Annotated in this window: 14 protein-coding genes; 7 read left to right on the top strand and 7 right to left on the bottom strand. The window is 65.1% G+C overall.

Features of this window, described 5'->3' with window-relative positions; translation table 11 throughout:
• Window positions 1-11 precede the first annotated feature (11 nt).
• Window positions 12-3512 (bottom strand): transglutaminase family protein, encoded by a 3501-nt coding sequence (locus tag FAZ95_RS29805; protein ID WP_137336032.1) that lies wholly within the window; start codon window positions 3510-3512, stop codon window positions 12-14.
• 229 nt (window positions 3513-3741) lie between these two features.
• On the opposite strand from FAZ95_RS29805, the gene FAZ95_RS29800 reads away from it, so the two are divergent.
• Window positions 3742-4806, top strand: a complete 1065-nt coding sequence (locus FAZ95_RS29800) for a zinc-binding metallopeptidase family protein (RefSeq protein ID WP_137336031.1) — start codon at window positions 3742-3744, stop codon at window positions 4804-4806.
• A 35-nt stretch (window positions 4807-4841) separates the two neighbouring features.
• On the opposite strand, the gene FAZ95_RS29795 is transcribed toward FAZ95_RS29800, so the two are convergent.
• Both FAZ95_RS29795 and FAZ95_RS29790 read right to left on the bottom strand, forming a co-directional pair.
• On the bottom strand, window positions 4842-5816 hold the full coding sequence (locus FAZ95_RS29795; protein ID WP_137336030.1) for an alpha-E domain-containing protein: 975 nt from the start codon (window positions 5814-5816) through the stop codon (window positions 4842-4844).
• Between the two features lie 60 nt (window positions 5817-5876).
• Window positions 5877-7349: a circularly permuted type 2 ATP-grasp protein gene (locus FAZ95_RS29790; RefSeq protein ID WP_137336029.1), complete on the bottom strand. Its 1473-nt coding sequence runs from the start codon at window positions 7347-7349 to the stop codon at window positions 5877-5879.
• 681 nt (window positions 7350-8030) lie between these two features.
• On the opposite strand from FAZ95_RS29790, the gene FAZ95_RS29785 reads away from it, so the two are divergent.
• Window positions 8031-8900: a DMT family transporter gene (locus FAZ95_RS29785; protein WP_137336028.1), complete on the top strand. Its 870-nt coding sequence runs from the start codon at window positions 8031-8033 to the stop codon at window positions 8898-8900.
• 47 nt (window positions 8901-8947) lie between these two features.
• Here the strand turns inward: FAZ95_RS29785 and FAZ95_RS29780 are convergent, their stop codons facing one another.
• The 3 genes from FAZ95_RS29780 to FAZ95_RS29770 all read right to left on the bottom strand — a co-directional run bounded on the left by FAZ95_RS29780 (window position 8948) and on the right by FAZ95_RS29770 (window position 13339).
• Window positions 8948-9781 carry an AraC family transcriptional regulator gene (locus FAZ95_RS29780; RefSeq protein WP_137336027.1) on the bottom strand — a complete coding sequence of 278 codons (834 nt, stop codon included), beginning with the start codon at window positions 9779-9781 and terminating at the stop codon, window positions 8948-8950.
• Window positions 9782-10002: 221 nt separating this feature from the next.
• Window positions 10003-11679: a S10 family peptidase gene (locus FAZ95_RS29775; RefSeq protein WP_137336026.1), complete on the bottom strand. Its 1677-nt coding sequence runs from the start codon at window positions 11677-11679 to the stop codon at window positions 10003-10005.
• A 103-nt stretch (window positions 11680-11782) separates the two neighbouring features.
• On the bottom strand, window positions 11783-13339 hold the full coding sequence (locus FAZ95_RS29770) for a S53 family peptidase (RefSeq protein ID WP_137336025.1): 1557 nt from the start codon (window positions 13337-13339) through the stop codon (window positions 11783-11785).
• A gap of 298 nt (window positions 13340-13637) precedes the next feature.
• On the opposite strand from FAZ95_RS29770, the gene FAZ95_RS29765 reads away from it, so the two are divergent.
• Complete coding sequence (locus tag FAZ95_RS29765) at window positions 13638-14147, top strand: DUF1993 domain-containing protein (RefSeq protein WP_137336024.1); 510 nt, start codon at window positions 13638-13640, stop codon at window positions 14145-14147.
• Window positions 14148-14379: 232 nt separating this feature from the next.
• Window positions 14380-14640 (top strand): hypothetical protein, encoded by a 261-nt coding sequence (locus FAZ95_RS29760; RefSeq protein ID WP_137336023.1) that lies wholly within the window; start codon window positions 14380-14382, stop codon window positions 14638-14640.
• A 19-nt stretch (window positions 14641-14659) separates the two neighbouring features.
• Here FAZ95_RS29760 and FAZ95_RS29755 read toward each other — a convergent pair whose 3' ends face one another.
• The gene (locus FAZ95_RS29755; RefSeq protein ID WP_137336022.1) at window positions 14660-15289 is read right to left on the bottom strand and encodes a LysE family translocator; all 630 of its coding nucleotides are present in this window, start codon (window positions 15287-15289) and stop codon (window positions 14660-14662) included.
• 172 nt (window positions 15290-15461) lie between these two features.
• Here FAZ95_RS29755 and FAZ95_RS29750 point away from each other — a divergent pair, with 172 nt between their 5' ends.
• From FAZ95_RS29750 to FAZ95_RS29740, 3 genes are all read left to right on the top strand, one after another.
• Window positions 15462-15695 (top strand): hypothetical protein, encoded by a 234-nt coding sequence (locus FAZ95_RS29750; protein WP_137336021.1) that lies wholly within the window; start codon window positions 15462-15464, stop codon window positions 15693-15695.
• A gap of 246 nt (window positions 15696-15941) precedes the next feature.
• Window positions 15942-16400, top strand: a complete 459-nt coding sequence (locus tag FAZ95_RS29745) for a DUF2844 domain-containing protein (RefSeq protein ID WP_137336020.1) — start codon at window positions 15942-15944, stop codon at window positions 16398-16400.
• Between the two features lie 12 nt (window positions 16401-16412).
• Entirely contained in the window at window positions 16413-17693 is a 1281-nt protein-coding gene (locus FAZ95_RS29740) for a DUF3443 family protein (protein WP_137336019.1), read from the top strand.
• Window positions 17694-17771 lie beyond the last annotated feature (78 nt).

Raw genomic sequence — 17771 nt, 5'->3', positions numbered from 1 at the left:
CTGCCTTCCACTCAACGATGACGCAAATCCAGCGTGAACGGGAACTCCAGCGCACGATCGGGCACCTTCACGTCGAGCGATCCGGGCGTATGCCCGGTCGTGAAGAAGCGCGCGCGACGCCGGCTTTCGGCTTCGTAAGCGTTGACGGGAAAGGTCTGATAATTGCGGCCGCCAGGATGAGCGACATGATACTGGCATCCGCCGAGCGAGCGGCCGGTCCAGGTATCGACGAGGTCGAACGTCAGCGGCGCGTGCACGCCGATCGTCGGATGCAAGGCGGACGGCTGCGACCACGCGCGGAACCGCACGCCGGCGACCGATTCGCTGACGCGCCCCGTCGGCTGCAGCGGCAGCGGCGCGCCGTTGACGGTCACGATGTGGCGATTGTCGTTCGCGCCGAGCACGCGCACTTCGAGCCGCTCGACCGACGAATCGACGTAGCGCACCGTGGTGCCCGCCGCGCCCTCCTCGCCCATCACGTGCCACGGTTCCAGCGCGTTGCGCACCGTCATCGAGATGCCGCCCGTATCAAGCTCGCCGACGAGCGGGAAGCGGAACTCGAAATGCGGCGCAAACCAATTGCGCTCGAACGAGAAGCCGGCTTCGCGCAAATCGTCCAGCACGTCGTCGAAATCCATCTGCACGAAGGTGCCCAGCAGGAAGCGGTCGTGCAGTTCCGTGCCCCAGCGCGTGAGCCGCGTCGTGTACGGCGTGCGCCAGAAACGCGCGACGAGCGCGCGCAGCAGCAGTTGCTGCACGAGACTCATGCGCGCGTGCGGCGGCATTTCGAAACCGCGCAATTCGAGCAGACCGAGGCGGCCCGTGGGGCCGTCGGGCGAATAGAGCTTGTCGATGCAGAACTCGGCGCGATGCGTATTGCCGGTCACGTCGATCAGGATGTTGCGCAGAGAGCGGTCGATGAGCCACGGGGGAATCCGGCCGCCGTTGCTTTCGCCGCTTCCGTCGATCCCGCCGAGCAGGTCGAGCTGGCGCTGCAGCTCGCGGAATGCGACTTCCAGTTCGTAGACCTGGTCGTTGCGCGCCTCGTCGACGCGCGGCGCCTGGCTCGTCGGTCCGATGAAGAGCCCCGAGAACAGATACGACAGCGACGGATGGTTGTGCCAATACGCAATCAGGCTCGCGAGCAAATCGGGCCGGCGCAGGAACGGGCTGTCGGCCGGCGTCGCGCCGCCCAGCACGAAGTGATTGCCGCCGCCCGTGCCGCAGTGGCGGCCGTCGAGCATGAACTTCTCGGTCGACAGATAAGACTCATGGGCCGATTGGTACAGGTATTCCGTGTGGTCGACGAGCTCGTCCCAGTTCGACGCCGGATGGATGTTCACTTCGATCACGCCCGGATCGGGCGTCACCTGCAGCACCTTGAGGCGCGGGTCGCGCGGCGGCGGATAGCCTTCGATCACGACCTTCACGTTCAGCTCGGCCGCGGTGGCTTCGACGGCCGCGAGCAGGTCGAGGTAGTCGTCGAGCGCGGCGAGCGGCGGCATGAAGACGTGCAGCAATTGGCGGCCGCGCCCGAAAGCGTCGGCTTCCACTTTGGGCCCGGCCGCGCGCGCCGGGTCGCGCGCTTCGACGCACAGCGCCGTGCGCCGAACCCATGCGGCCGATTCGCCGCGCGCGGGGACGCGCTGCGTGTCGGCGCCCGCCGGTTCACCGCGGCCCTCTCCGGAAGCGCCGTCGCCTGAACGCCCGCCGCTGCCCTCGCCGCCGTACGGCTGCCCGTTTGCGTGCCCCCCGGGCGCGGCATTTTGTATACCGTCGACCGCATATTGCATACGCAATTCCGCCGCCGAGCGCAGCGGCGACGGCGGCGCAAACGGGTCCTGCGCATGCCGATACGGATAGTCGGCCTCCGACACCCAAGGCAGCGCATCGAGCGGCAGCCGATAGCCCATCGGCGAATCGCCGGGAATCAGGTACATCCGCTCGTCGCGGAAGAACCACGACCCGCTGACCCAGCGCGGACCTTGCAGCGCGGGATTATCGTCCGCGCGATCGAGCGGCAGCACGTAGCCCGTCACCGCCGAGAGCCCCGCGCCGAACACGCGGCGCAGACGCACGCGCTCCATCTCGTCGTCGAGCCGCGAGTCGAACGGATCGACGTTCACCGGCAGACGGCGCTCGCGCCACAGGTAGTACCAGACATCCTCATAGCCCGGCAGCACATGCTTCGCGTCGACTTGCAGCTTGGCCGCGACGTGCCGGATGAAGCGCTCGGCGTCCGACGACGTATGGACGCCCGGTTCGCGCTCGTCGGCGAAGAGCTTGGGATCGTGCCAGCACGGCTCGCCATCGGCTCGCCAATAAAGCGACATCGCCCAGCGCGGCAACTGCTCGCCGGGATACCACTTCCCCTGCCCGGTATGCAAAAACCCGTTCGTGCCGTAACGCTCGCGCAGCTTGCTCATCAGCGCGACCGCGTAGCCGCGCTTGGTCGGACCGAGCGCGTCGGTGTTCCACTCGGCCGCGTCGCGGTCGCGCACCGCGACGAAGGTCGGCTCGCCGCCCATCGTCAGGCGCACGTCGTCCTCGAGCAGTTGCGAGTCGACGTGCGCGCCCATCTTCACGACGTCCGCCCAGTCTTCCTCGGTATAGGGCTTGGTCACGCGCGGCGTTTCGAGCACGCGCACGATCGACATCGCATGCGAGAACTCCACCTCGCATTCGTCGACGGCCCCTGAAATCGGCGCGGCGCTGCCCGGCTCCGGCGTGCACGCGACGGGGATATGCCCTTCGCCCGCCAGCAGGCCGGAGGTCGGATCGAAGCCGATCCAGCCCGCGCCCGGCAGATAGACCTCGCACCACGCGTGCAGATCAGTGAAGTCGACTTCGGTTCCGCTCGGGCCGTCGAGCGACTTCGTGTCGGGCGCGAGCTGCAGCAAATAGCCGGACACGAAGCGCGCCGCCAGCCCGAGCTGACGCAGCGTTTCGACGAGCAGCCACCCGGTGTCGCGGCACGAGCCCGAGCGCAGCTCGAGCGTCCGTTCCGGCGTCTGCACGCCGGGCTCCATCCGGATCAGATAGCTGATCTCGCGCTGCAGCCGCTGGTTCAGTTCGACCAGGAAGTCGATGGTCTTCATCGGCGTGCGGTCGATGCTCGCGACAAACTCGGCGAAGCGCGGCGTCGGCTCGCGCTTCACGCGGTACGGCGCAAGTTCGTGAACGAGATCGTCCGAGTAGACGAACGGAAAGCGCTCGGCGTCCGGTTCGAGGAAGAAATCGAACGGGTTGTAGACCGCCATCTCGGCGACGAGGTCGACCGTCACCTTGAATTCGCGCGTCTTCTCGGGAAACACGAGCCGCGCCTGATAGTTGGCGAACGCATCTTGCTGCCAGTTGATAAAGTGCTGCGCAGGCTCCACGCGCATCGAATACGAGGCGATCGGCGTGCGGCAGTGCGGCGCGGGCCGCAAGCGGACGACTTGCGGCGACAGCGCGGCCAGGCGGTCATAGCGATAATGCGTGACGTGATTCAGCGCGACTCGAATAGACACACAGGGCTCCTGACTAGATCGTGAACGGGTTGAACCGATAGAACCGAATGAACCAATGGACAAAGCTGTATTCTTGCGCGCGCTCCGAGTGAAACGCGTGACACGGGCGCGCGGCACGGCATAAAGTTTGCAGCACGGCGCGAGGCAACATCAGGCAACGCGCGACGGCGTTGCCGCTCAACGCCATCGCTGCCGTTCACGCGCACGCAACGAAACCAGCCACAACGCGATGAAAACCTTCCACTGCAACCGCTGCCAACAACTGGTGTTCTTCGAGAACGTGCTCTGCGAGCGCTGCAACGCGCTGCTCGGCTACGTCCCCGAAGTCGGCGAGATCAGCGCGTTCGAAGACGCGGGCGACGGCCTCTGGCGCAGCCTGCATCCCGGCGCCGAAGCCGCGCTGTTCCGCCAGTGCGGCAACTACGCGGTCGAAAACGTCTGCAACTGGATGATCCCCGCCGATGCGCCCGACACGCTGTGCCGCTCGTGCCAGTTCAACGGCACGATTCCGAACCTGGACCTTCCGGAAAACCGCGTCTATTGGTACCGGCTTGAAACGGCGAAACGGCGCCTGCTTTACACGCTGATGGCGCTCGGGCTCAAGCTCGAATCGCGCGCCGAAAACCCCGAGGGCGGCTTGCAATTCGACTTCCTCCAGAGCACCGGGGACGACGACGTCGTGATGACGGGCCACCATCGCGGCGTCGTCACGCTGAACGCCGCGGAAGCCGACGACGCCTATCGCGAGCACACCCGCTCGTCGCTCGGCGAGCCGTACCGCACGCTCCTCGGCCACTTCCGCCACGAAACCGGCCACTACTTCTTCGACCGCCTGGTGGGCCAAACGCGCTGGCTGCCGCTCTTTCGCCGCCGCTTCGGCGACGAGACCGCCGACTACGCAGCGGCGCTCGACACCTACTACAAGAACGGCCCGCCCGCGGACTGGGCGCAGTCGCACATCAGCGCCTACGCGACGATGCATCCGTGGGAAGACTGGGCGGAGACGTGGGCGCACTACCTGCACATCGTCGATACGCTCGACACAGCCGTTTCGTGCGGACTCGCGCTCTTGCCCGACAGCCCGCACGAGCCGACGCTGACCGACCAGACGCCCGTCGAGGACGCCGGCTTCGATAGCCTGATGGCGCGCTGGTTTCCGCTCACCTACGTGCTGAACAGCCTGAACCGCAGCCTCGGCATGCCCGACGGCTACCCGTTCACGCTGCCGCCCCCCGTCGTCGACAAGCTGCGCTTCGTGCATCGCGTGATCCTCACTTCGGCTCCCAAGAGTTAGCCAAGCAATGCCTGGCTGCGACCCGGACCACGCGCTCACGCCGCGATGCTCTCGGGCTCCGTCGGCACCAGCGGCACCAGGAAATCGCGGCTGATGCAGCACGCCAAGTCGTTCACGCGCGCGAGAAACTCGGTGAGATACGCGTGCAGGCCGCTCGAGAGAATCTCGCCGATGCGCCCGCGCCGCACGTCGCCGAACAGCTGCTCGGCCATCCGCTCGGTCTGCGCGGAACGCGCGTTGCGCACGCGGCCAAGGATCTCGCGCACCTCGTCGAGGCTCGCCGCGAGCGAGCGCGGCCAGTCCGTGAAAAGGATCAGGAGGCCCGCGACGCGCTCCGGCGTGATCACGTCGCGATAGACCTTGCGATACACCTCGAAGCCCGATACCGAGCGCAGCAACGCCGTCCAGTGGTAATAATCGAGCGACTGCGTGCCGCCGGGCGTGCCCGTCTGTTCGCGCATTTCGAACTTCACGTCGAGAATGCGCGCCGTATTGTCCGCGCGCTCGATGACGGTGCCGAGGCGCATGAAATAGTACGATTCGTCGCGCACCATCGTGCCGGTCTGCACGCCGCGCGCCAGATGCGAGCGGAACTTGACCCATTCGAAGAACTCGGCCGGATCACGCTCGAGAATGCCGTCCGCGAGCAGCTTCTGGCATTCGAGCCAGGTGGTGTTCAGGCTTTCCCACAGCTCCGTCGTGATCGAGCCGCGCACGGCGCGCGCGTTTTCGCGCGCGGCGCGCAGGCAGCTCACGATCGACGACAAATTGTTTTTATCGCGGGCCATGAAGGCGATCACGTCGCGGCTCGTCAGGTTCGCGTGCTCGGCGGCGTAGGCGCCCGAGAGCTCGGAGATCGACAGCATCGCGCGCCAGCCGGACTTCGCGAACTCGTCCGATTGCGGCAGGAGCGAGAGCTGGTAGTTCGCGTCGAGCATCCGCGCGGTGTTTTCGGCGCGCTCGATGTAGCGCGCCATCCAGAAGAGGTGGTCGGCAGTGCGGCTCAGCATGGCAGCTCCCAATAAGCTTGGTTCGTCTTTGGCTTGTTCGGCGTATTCGACTGGCTTCGATCAGCGCTCCAGCACCCAGGTGTCCTTCGTGCCCCCGCCCTGCGACGAATTCACGACGAGCGAGCCCTCGCGCAGCGCGACGCGCGTGAGACCGCCCGGCACCATCTTCACGTCGTGCCCGGACAGCACGAACGGACGCAAATCGATATGGCGCGGCGCGATGCCCGCTTCAACGTAGGTCGGGCACGTGGAGAGCGCGAGCGTCGGCTGCGCGATGTACTTCTCGGGATGGGCGACGAGCACCGCGCGAAATTCCTCGATCTGGGCCTGGGTCGACGCGGGACCGACGAGCATCCCGTAGCCGCCCGCGCCGTGCGTCTCCTTCACGACCAGCTCCGGAAGATGGTCGAGCACGTACTTGAGGTCGTCGGGCTTGCGGCACATCCACGTCGGCACGTTGTTGAGGATCGGCTCCTCGCCGAGATAGAAGCGCACCATGTCGGGCACGTACGGGTAGATCGACTTGTCGTCGGCGACGCCCGTGCCCACCGCGTTGCACAACGTCACGTTGCCCGCGCGATAAGCGGACATCAGGCCCACCGCGCCGAGCGCCGAATCGGCGCGAAAGACGGCGGGATCGAGAAAGTCGTCGTCGACGCGCCGGTAGATCACGTCGACGCGCTGCGGGCCCTGCGTGGTCCGCATGTACACGTAATCGTTTTCGACGAACAGGTCCTGCCCTTCGACCAGTTCGATGCCCATCTGCTGCGCGAGAAACGCGTGCTCGAAGTAAGCGGAGTTGTACATGCCGGGGGTCAGCACGACGATGGTCGGGTTGTCGACGTCTTGCGGCGCCGCGGCGCGCAACGTGTCGAGCAGCAGGTCCGGGTAGTGCGCGACGGGCGCCACCCGGTTGCGTGCGAACAGCTCCGGAAAGAGCCGCATCATCATCTTGCGGTTTTCGAGCATGTAGGAAACACCCGACGGCACGCGCAGATTGTCTTCGAGCACGTAGAATTCGCCGGCGCCCGCGCGCACGATGTCGATGCCGGCGATATGGGCATAGATATCGCGCGCGACCGACACGCCCTGCATCTCCGGACGATATTGCGCGTTGCCGACGATCTGGTCGGCCGGCACCACACCCGCGCGCACGATGTTCTGCTCGTGATAGATGTCGTGGATGAACTGATTCAGCGCATTGACGCGCTGCCGCAGGCCGCGCTCGAGCCCGGCCCACTCGTCGGCGGGAAAGATACGCGGGATCACGTCGAACGGGATGGTCCGCTCGGTGCCGACGCCGCTTTCATCTTGTGCACCGTATACCGCGAACGTAATGCCGACGCGGCGGAAGATCAGGTCGGCTTCGGCTCGCTTGTCGCGGATCTGCTGCTCGCTCTGGCTTTGCATCCAGCTGAGCAACTGGCGGTAATGCGCGCGAGGCTCGCCGCTGGTCAGAAACGCCGCGGCGGCCGCGCCGCAGGCCTCGATCTCGCAGCGCTCGAACATCTCGTTGAAGAATGCTTGCGTCATAAGCGGTACCCGTTTGTTGTGCGTGCCCAATGTGCCGCCCGGTTGCACCCGCAATCCGTCGCTTCGCGTTCTTCCGATCGAACCGCCGATCCGCCGGAGCCAACGCTCCTCGCCTGCCGGCGTGGCAAGGCGACAAGCAGACTTCCAGCGAAAATGCGCTGCGGCTCGCAGCGTAGTTCGCGCCCGATCGGAACATCGCTCATGCAGTCCGATACTGCTGGACCGCTCACTCGTTGCGTCGCAACCAAGCCGTAGATCGCCATGTGCGGCTGATGTCGCGACGCCGAGGCAACCAGGCGTCGATAGCGGCAGACGCAACTTCCATGCCGAAGACAGGGTCTTCCGCCCGCCTTGCGTATCGCGCAGCGCAACAAAGCGCCGGGCGCACCTGCTGCGTGCGCGCGATGCACTCGCGGGTCGCCAAGAGGCGTCCTGCCGCTTTAACTGCCGCCGGTGCTTACGCACGGATCAAGCACCAACTTTGTGCTCGACAGATGTCGGAGCACCGGCGCGCGCACCGTCTTGGCACGGTGCGCCATTCATGATTAAGCCGCACGAATGGCTCGGCACAAACGCGGGTTTTCCCGGTCGTCACGCGTTGCAGTCTCGAACAAGACGTGTTGCGCCGCACGCGCAATACTTCGGCTCGTCTTTTTGCCTCGATGCCGACGCCGATTCGCAATGCTCGCCACCTTCTTAGCCGCTGTTTTCGTTTTGCTCTGGTCGACCGGATTCGTCGTCGCCCGCGCGATCAAGCCTTACGCCGATCCCAATCTGTTTCTGCTTTGCCGCTTCGGCGGCACGGCGGTGCTGTTCGCGCTCGCCGCTTGGGCGGCAGGCGTGGCGTGGCCGCGCGGACGTGCGCTCGGCAAGCATGTGCTTGCCGGGGCGTTGCTGCAGGGCGTCTATCTCGGGGCCGGTTATTGGGCCGTCGCGCAAGGCTTGAGCGCCGGCGTGATGGCGCTGCTCGGCGCACTGCAGCCGCTCATGACCGCCGCGCTGGCCGCGCCGCTCTTCGGCGAGCGCCTGTCGGCGCGCGGCTGGAGCGGCATGGCGCTAGGGCTTGCCGGCGTGGCGCTCGTGCTGGCGCCGAAGTTCGCCGCCGCTTCGCCGGTGCAGCAAGGTCACGCGCCGTCGTGGCTCGTCGTCGCGATATCGATTCTGGCGGTCGTCGCGATTACGGCGGGGACGCTGTTTCAAAAGACATCGCTCGCGAAGGCCGATATCCGCAGCGCCGGCGCGGTGCAGAACTTCGGCGCGGCACTCGTCGCCGGCGTGCTTGCTTTGGCATTGCATGAAAAACATTGGATACCGTCGACCACACTTTGGATATCGGTCGCCTGGGGGATCGTGATGCTGTCGGGCGTCAGCGTGACGCTTTTGATGTGGATGGTGCGGCGCGGCGACGCGTCGCGCGCCACCGCGCTGCTGTTTCTAGCGCCGCCGCTGGCGGCGCTAGAAGGCTATGCGGGGTTTGGCGAAACGCTGTCGCTCGTGCAGATCGCCGGATTTGGCGTGGCGCTGGCGGGGGTGTTGCTGGCGCGGTCGTGAGCGCTCAATCGGCGGTGCTCGGCTAGCCGGCGCGGTATCGCCTCGAATCAACTTTTGACCGGCACCCAAATCTCCACCACCCCGTTCCCCGTCTTCGGATCGAACCGCTCGTCATAGCGCTCGAAGTCCGGCGCGTCGGCGGCCTTGAATTCCGAATCCGGAAGCCACTGGCTCAAAATCGTGTTCCAGGTGCGCCGAATCGTCGAGATATGCCCGCGATGAGAAAACACCGCATAACGCTGCGCCGCAATCCGTACCCGCGCAAACTCTGCCGGCAGCCGCCCGAAGTCAGAGACTTCGACGCCGCAGATGTAATCGAAATTGCCGGTGCCGTCGCCGTTGCAGCACACACCGTATGCCATGTTTCCGACCTGGCCCGGCACATTGCCGATATGCGGCGAAAAGCGCTGCCACAGCGCCGGAATGCCGGCGGCCGTCTCGCAGGTGTAGCGCTCGCCTAGTCCGGCGATCAGCAATGCCTTCGCGTCTTCGTAACGCGGCGGTTCCAGCTGGGTGATGAGGTCATCGTCCATTTTGATCGGCTCCACGAGTTCAAGGTTATCGATCCGGCGTTGTGCGCGAACCTGCTCGGGCGTGAGCCCGAACTGCTCGCGAAACGCACGCGTGAATGCCTCGTGAGAACCGTAGCCCGCTTCGAGCGCGACGGAGAGGATGTCCGGCGCGCCGTTCGACAGCGACTTCGCCGCGACGCTCAGCCGGCGAGCGCGCACGTATCGCATGATCGAATGTCCCGTCGCGACGCCGAAGGCCCGCGACAGATGAAAGCGCGACACGCACCCGGCGCTTGCGATGTCGTCAAGCGAGATGTCGCTGGAAAAGTGACTTTCGATAAACCACAGTGCGCGTCCAACGGGATTCATGGGGTTCTGGTTCCAGGCGAAGGCATGACTGTTTTATATCCGCAGCACGAGCTGCGAGTTTGATCGGCCTTGCTAATCGGAGCCCCCTTGGAGAAACACCCGCCGCGCAGTCAGGCGATTAGCGGCCTCATGCGCTTGCCGCGCGCCGCTCCAAACGCCGGCGGGGCTGAGCCAAGAGATTCGGCCAGCCCCGCCTCCTTCAGCACCGCGGCCCTGAAGCGTCAAGCCTTATGCCGCTGCTGCAATGCGCGAATGCGCCCCATCGCCGGTTCGTTGGCCGTCGCCGCGTCGTACATCTTCGCGAGATCCGCCTTCAACGCCGTGCGCGAATTGCCGTCGAGATACACCATATGCCCCGACGGATAAAACCGCGCCGACAAGTTCGCGCGCACCTGCTGCTCGATCAGCGGCATCTTCTGCAGATCGATCACCGTCTGATAGAACGGCGTGACGAAGTCGTAGAAGCCGTTCGCCGACAGCACCTTCAAGTCGACGTTCAACGCCATCACCGCCGCCAAGTCACCCGCTGTGTAGAGAATCACGTTGCCCTGCGCGTCGACGCCCTTTTGCGCACCGGTCGGATCGATATGGCTGAAATTCCAGTTCTGGAACGCCTGGTTGTTCAGATCGGTGAACGCCGAGTTCGACGTGTACTTCAGCTGCTCGTTCAGGTACGAATTCCACATCGCCGTGTAGACGCCCGTGACCGCCGTCATCGTCGGGTCGTTGCCGCCCGAGTTCGGATCGATCTTGCCCGCGATGCCCGTCTCGATGCCGGTCACGCGGCCGTCGTACGCGCCGAGCGCCTGCCCCTTCGACTTGAGCAGCGTCGTCAGGAACAGCGAGTTGCCGCGGCTGTCGTAGCCGGCGATGTCGAGGCTCCACGCGATCAGCGTCGTCTTGTCGATGCCCGTGAATTCGCTCAGCTTTTCGACGGTGGCGTCGTCGGTCTGCGGGAATTTCTGCAGCGCTTGCAGATAGTCGCTGCGCGCGAACTGCGCGACCTCTTCGGCGAAATCGCCGAGGCTGGCCGGGGTCGGCGAGACGCCCAGCTTCTTGTGGTACCACGCATCGGCGGCGGCGGTCGGCAGCGCGCCTACCGGGTTGCCCGCCTGCGTGTAGTCGAGGATCGACGATTGCAGCGTGACGCCGTTCAAATCGACGCCGTCCTCATGCAGCAGGTACGCGAGCACGCAGCTGCGCGCCGTGCCGTATGACTCGCCGAACAGGAACTTCGGCGAGTTCCAGCGGTTGTTCTTGGTCAGGAACCGCTTGATGAACTGCTTGATCGAGACCGCGTCCGGATCGGTGCCCCAGAAGTTGATGTTCTTGTTTGGCGCGACCGCCGCCGAATAGCCCGTGCCGACCGGGTTGATGAAGACGAGATCGCTCTTGTCGAGCAGGCTGTCGGGGTTGTCCTCCATCTGGTACGGCGCGGGCGGCGTGAAGCTCGGCATCGCGGTCTTGATGCGGCGCGGCGCGAACGAGCCGAGCAGCACGAACACCGCCGACGAGCCCGGCCCGCCGTTATAGAAGAACGTGACAGGCCGCGTCTCTTCCTGCTGGTTGTCTTCGGTGAACGCGACGTAGAACATCTTCGCGTTCGGCTGCGAGCTGCTTTCGTCGACGGTGACGAGGTGCCCCGCCGTCGCCGTGTAGGCGATCTGGCGCCCGCCGATCACGACCGAATGGTGCGTAACGGCCGCGCCTTCGGTCGTATCCGTGACGGAATCGTTGGGGCCGTTGCCGTAGGCGACCGGATCGAAGAAAGGCTGGTCGCCGTCGGCCGCGCCGAGTGCATGCGCCATCGACACCACCCCTGGCGTGGGCGAGGCATGGGAGTTATGAGGCGAGTGTTGCGATTGCGTGCTGCCGGAACCTGAATCGGTATTCATCATGACCGCTCCATCGATTTCGTTAGCGACGTCTGGCGTCGTTTCAGTGTTTAGGCTTTGACGAACTGACTGCTCCTGCTGACTTCCCTTGCCAACTAAATGCCAACTAAAGCGCCGCGGCCACCTTCTGGCCGTTGGGACTGCCGAGGCCGGTGCAGGCATCCCAGCCGGGCGATGCCTTGAAACTGCCGTTGTTGCCCTTTGTAATGTCGTTGAACGCGCTTGTCGCCTGATAGAGCTTCGGGTTAACGAAGCCGGCCGGCGTGCCCTTCGCCGCGTTGATGCGCGCAATGAGCGCGGCCCAGAGCGGCGCGACCGCGCTCGTGCCGCCGACCACTGACTGGCTGCCGTCGACCAGCACGACGAAACCGGAATCCGGCGAGGCGTCGCCTGCGACGTCGGGCACGCCGCGATTGGCAAGCGGCGACGCGCCGCCCTTCGTGCGCGTCACCGCGAGCCCTTCCTGCCACGACGGCAGCGCGAACAGCGTGCTCACGCCGCCGCCCGATGCGCCGCCGGAGGCGCCGTCGTTCCACACGACTTCACTCTTGATCGCGTCGCCCGAGGCGCTGATGCGCGTGCCGCCGCAAGCGAGCACATACGGGCTCGACGCGGGAAAATCCACATGATCGGCGCCGTCGCCGACACCTTCGCTCGATCCGCTGTCGCCCGACGCCGCGCAGACCGTCACGCCGACCGCCGCGGCCGCTTGCAGCACGCTGTTGAATGCCTGCGCCGACTGCTGCGTCCACCCCGATTCCGGTCCGCCCCAGCTGATCGAGATGACCGACGGACGGTTCGTCGTATCGTGCACCGCTTGGTTGACGGCGTCGATAAAACCGGCGTCGCTGTTGGTCGAGAAATAGACGGCGATCGTCGCAGCCGGCGCGATCGCCCCGGCGATTTCGATGTCGAGCGTCACTTCGCCGTCGGGACCGTTCGGGTCGCCGCTTGGCGCATTGCTGCCGCTGTCGACGGACACCGGCACCACCTTGGGCAGCGGCACGCCGAGGGTCGAGAAATACGATTGCAGGTCGCTGCTGCTATAGCCGCCGCCGAGTTCGATGATGCCGATGCACTGACCGCTGCCATTGCCGGCCGGGAAGTCGTAGAGCGACGCGATCTGCAGCGGTGTAAACGATTCCGCCGCCGCTTGCGCCGGCTGAAAACGAGGGCGAATCCGAAAATGCGTGCGCGCCTGCGGCCGGTTGTCGAGCCCGAGGACGGCGGTGACGACGCCGTGCAGCTCGTCCGGCAGGTTGATGGCGCCGGTGCGGCCGCGATAGTGGCCGATCGTGTGGTGTTCGTAGCGCTCGAGCTTGACGTCGAACGCCGCCTGGAATTGAGCGATGGTGCCCGACAGCACGACCGTGCTTTCGGCCGAACTCGCGCGCACGACCGCGAGCCCATGTTGCGCCGCAAAGTCGCGCACCTTGGCGATATCTTCGGCCGCGGCGCCGAAGCGTTGCGAGAACGCATCGCGCGCGAGCGGCGCGACCTCCGAACCCTTGCCGATTTCTCCCAGTAGCTGCTGCAACGCCGCTTCCGATTGGCGGCGCAGCATCACTACCACTTGAATCTCTTCGCCTGGGTCGCACTGCCCCAAACATTTCGATCCTTCCGCTACCGCTCGTTCACTGCCGGCCAGTGGATGTTTTGCCATGGTCTGACGCTCCTATTCGAGGACTACGCCAAAGCTCCGACAATAGCGCTCGTGCGCAGTTCCGGGATACACGATGCCGCACCACCTATTCTTGTGCGGCGCGAGAAACGCACCGCAACACGCGTCGCGCGGCCTCGATATCCGTTGGACGAATCATCGCGGCCGATTTGGAAGCCGGCGCGCCGAGCCGCTTTCGGCATATCATGCTGGCGGCGGTTTTTGTCCGCCACCGCCGCGTTACAGGCGGCACCTGCGGCGCACGTCGCGCGCGCCCATCGAAGAACTCGAGGAACCCTCCATGACCCTGTCCATGTACCAAGCATCGGTGCCCGTGCTCGTCCGCGGCCTGACCAATCTGAAGACCATCCTCGGCAAAGCCCAGGCACACGCCGCCGAAAAGCAGATCGACCAAGCGGCGTTCGTAAGCGCCCGCCTCTTTCCGGACATGCTGCCGCTGAACCGGCAGGTGCACATCGCCACCGACACGGCGAAGGGCTGCGTGGCCCGTCTCGCCGGCGTAGATGCGCCCAAATTCGAAGACGTCGAAGTGACATTCGACGAGCTGTGCGAACGCCTCGACAAGACCATCGCGTATCTGAAGGAATTCACGCCCGCGCAGGTCGACGGCAGCGAGGAGCGCAACATCGTCCTCAAGATGCGCTCCGGCCCGATCGAGTTCACCGGCTCGAGCTACCTGCTCTACTTCGTGATGCCCAACTTCTACTTCCACGTCACGACTGCGTACGACATCCTGCGTCACAACGGCGTCGACATCGGCAAGCTCGACTATCTCGGCAAGTCGAACTAAGCACGACGGCGGCGCCCCCGGCAGCGGGGCGCCGCCTATCCGCGTAATCCACACCCCCTCCCCCTTGAAAAGCCCGGCCGCCGCATTCGTCTTGACGGCATGAGGGCCGCCATCCAAGCGAGCCCGGACCGCGAACGAAAGCCTCGCCGAAACTGGATCAACACGCGGAATAAACACCCGCGACGCCGTGTTATCCAATCAAGAACTGTGAAATTCGAAAGAGGGGGCGCAAATGGACATCATCGACTTGGCGCGTGCTTCGGGCATGCAAGTCATCCTCGACGGCCGGATCGGCAGCGAGATTTACCAAAGCGTGTCCGGCTCGGTATCCGCGCTCGAACGTTTTGCGGCGGCCGTGCGCCGCGCGTCCGAGAGTGCCCACCACCCTCATCAAGCAAAGCCGACGCCGCGCAAGTCGCGGGCGAAGGCCGCCGCCGCTTCGCAAGGCACACCCGTTAGTTCGGATTCCCTATCGATCCGAATTATCCGCTGAGGGGATTGCAGTCCGGCGTTCAGTCCAAAGACAGGCGCAACGCAAAGCCGATCAGCGCGGCGGAGAACGTCCAACGCTGCAGGGTCTGCGCGAGCGGATGCGAGCGCATCCAGTTCGAGATCCGCGCGGCGCCGAACGCGTAGACCATGTCGAAACACGCGCCGGTCACCACGAGCAGAACGCCGAGTTCGGTCACTTGCAGCGCGACCGGGCCTGCCTCGGGACGCACGAACTGCGGCAGCAGCACGGAACAGAACAACAGCGCCTTCGGATTGAGCAGGTTCGTGAACAAGCCCTTGACGAACATCGCGCGCGAAGGGCTGGATGAGCGATCCGCCTCGTCGCCCGCCGGCAAGGCGAACACAGGCGAGCGGAAAATCTGAATCGCGACGTAGGCCAGATACACCGCGCCGCCATACCGCACCGCTTCATAGAGCCATGGCGCGCTTTGCAGAAGCGCCGCCACGCCGCACGCCGAGAGCGTCACGTGCGTCGCCCGCGAAACGCCGAGCCCGCCCGCGGCGGCGAGCCCCGAGCGCGCACCCCGTCCGATGCTGGTTTGCAGCACGAGGGCCATGTCCGGCCCCGGCACCGCAAAAACGACGACCAATGCAGCGATATAAACGATCAGCAAATGACTGGAAACCATGACGCGCGACGTGGATGAATAAGGTTCTAAATAGGGCTCTATCTTGCAATCGACGGCGGAGAGATTTCTGGCCATTTTCAAAGCGTCATATCGATATTTTGGAGCTTTCCCCTAACCTGCCTGGGCCGCGCATGGCATAGTGGCGACGCCAACGAACCATGGAGTCTTTCCGATGAATCCCGAACAGGCACGAGCCGAAGAAACCCGCGCGATGGAGCGCGTCCTGAACGCCACGCGCCAAGTCCAGACGGCGTTCGCGTCGCTGCAATCACAGTTCCCGCCGCAAGGCGCCGGCAACCCGTCACAATTCGCGCTGCAAACGTTCGACGCCGCCCTGCAAGAACTCGAAGACGCGCAAGCCGCGTTCGACGAAATCCTGGGCGATTTGCTTGACGGCAACCGTTGAGCGAAGTAGCCGTGCGCACGCCCTGAGCGCACGGGATAAGGGCGTCGACGTTTCTATCTAGCCGCGCCCTCGCCCAATTTGGCGGGGGTTGGCGGGGCTGACCGTTAGTTGCGATGTACGGATTACCTTACAGCCCGCTTCAGCATCCCGCCCCTAAATATTTCCAAATCTTCGCCGTAATACTCCCTCGGGCCCCGCTCGATATCGAGCGGACCTTTACAAAATAAATGGCTTACGAGGGTTTTCATGCGCATTACAAGAATCGCGGCCTGCGCCGCGACGGTCGCCTTTTGCTTCACGTCCACGGCATACGCCGCACTCGGAGGTAGCCCCTCCACCCCCGCCAACCTCCACCCCACCGCTTCGGCCAGCGTCGCGACGCAAGCCGGGTCCGGTTACTCGGTCAATGTCACGACGTTCAGCGATGGCCTGGTCGTGCGCGAGTACGTCGCGAACGGCGCCGTGTTCGGCGTGAGCTGGAGCGGCCCGTCGATGCCCGACCTCACGGTGCTGTTCGGCAGCTACTACGCGCCGCTGCAGCAAGGCGCGAGCGACTACCGCAAAGCCAACGGCGGCTTGAGCATGGTCATCGTCAATCAAGCGGGGTTGGTCGCCCAGGTCGGCGGCCGGGCCGGCGCCTTCAGCGGCCACGCCTATCTGCCCAACGCACTGCCGTCTGGCGTCGCCGCCAGCGCGATTCAATAAGGAGGCGCGGACATGAAGATGACTCGCCTCCTCGCACCCTTCTCCGCCCTGATCGCGGCACTCGCCCTCACCGCATGCGGCGGTGGCGGCGGCAGCAGCGGCACGGCCGCCAATTCCAGCTCGACCACCGCGAGCCCGTCGACGCCGGCTTCGACGCCCACGCCGGCATTGGCGAGCAACCAGCAGCTCGTCATCGTCACCCAGAACTCGTTCAACAACGCGCCCAACGTGCCGATGACGAGCGTGACGATCTGCGTTCCCAACACGACGAACTGCCAGACGATCAACAACGTGCTCGTCGATACCGGCTCGTCGGGGCTGCGTCTCCAGGCATCGGTGCTGAACTCGACGTTCGCCGCGCTCGCCCCTGCAACCGCGACAGGCGGCGGCTCGCTCGCCGAGTGCGCGGAGTTCGGCAGCGGCTACACGTGGGGTTCGGTCCGCATGCTCGACGTGAAGCTCGCGAGCGAAACGGCGTCGAACATTCCGGTGCAGATCGCCGGCGACTCGGTCGGCCCCGTGCCGACCAGCAACTGCAGCGGCTCGCAGGCCATGGACACGCCGTCGATCATGGGCGCAAACGGCATTCTCGGCATCGGCACACAGGCCGAAGACTGCTCGGGCTGCACGTCGAGCACGACCGGCACGCCGTCGTACTACTCGTGCACGTCGTCGTCGACCGCCTGCACGCCGGTCTTGACGCCGACGTCCTCGCTGGTCGTCAATCCCGTGGCGCACTTCGCAACCGACAACAACGGCGTCGCGCTACAACTCCCGGCAGTGGCGACGACTGCGCCAGCCATCTTCGGCACGCTGACCTTCGGCATCGGCACGCAGTCGAACAACCAGTTGGGGTCGGCGCAGATCTTCACGACCCAAGCGGGCACGCACTATTTCAGCTCGAATTTGAACGGCAACTCGACACCGTTCACGATCATCGATAGCGGCACGAACAACTACTTCCTGCCGAACACCGGGCTTCCGGTTTGCGCCAGCACGAGCTGGCTGTGTCCCACCGTGCCGTGGGTGATCGCTGGGACGCTGCAAGGGGTGAGCGGCACCAACGCGTCGGTGAGCTTCGATATCGTCAGCGAACAGACGCTGCACGCGACCGGGAACTGGGTGCAGAATTCGCTCGGCGCCGATTCGACGCCGTCGACCCCGCTCACCGCAACGTTCGGCACTGGCCAGCTCGCGGATCTGGGGCTGCCGTTCTTCTTTGGCCGCACGGTGTACACGGCGATTCAAGGCCACTCGACGCCCGGCGGCACCGGGCCTTACGTCGCGTTCTAACAGCGGCGGTTCGTCAACGCGTGGTGGCGCGTTGACTTGCTAAGACGAAAGGGCACGACAATGTCGTGCCCTTTTTCA

The organism is Trinickia violacea, assembly GCF_005280735.1.
GTDB lineage: Bacteria > Pseudomonadota > Gammaproteobacteria > Burkholderiales > Burkholderiaceae > Trinickia_A > Trinickia_A violacea.
This window is presented reverse-complemented; position numbering and strand designations above follow the sequence as displayed.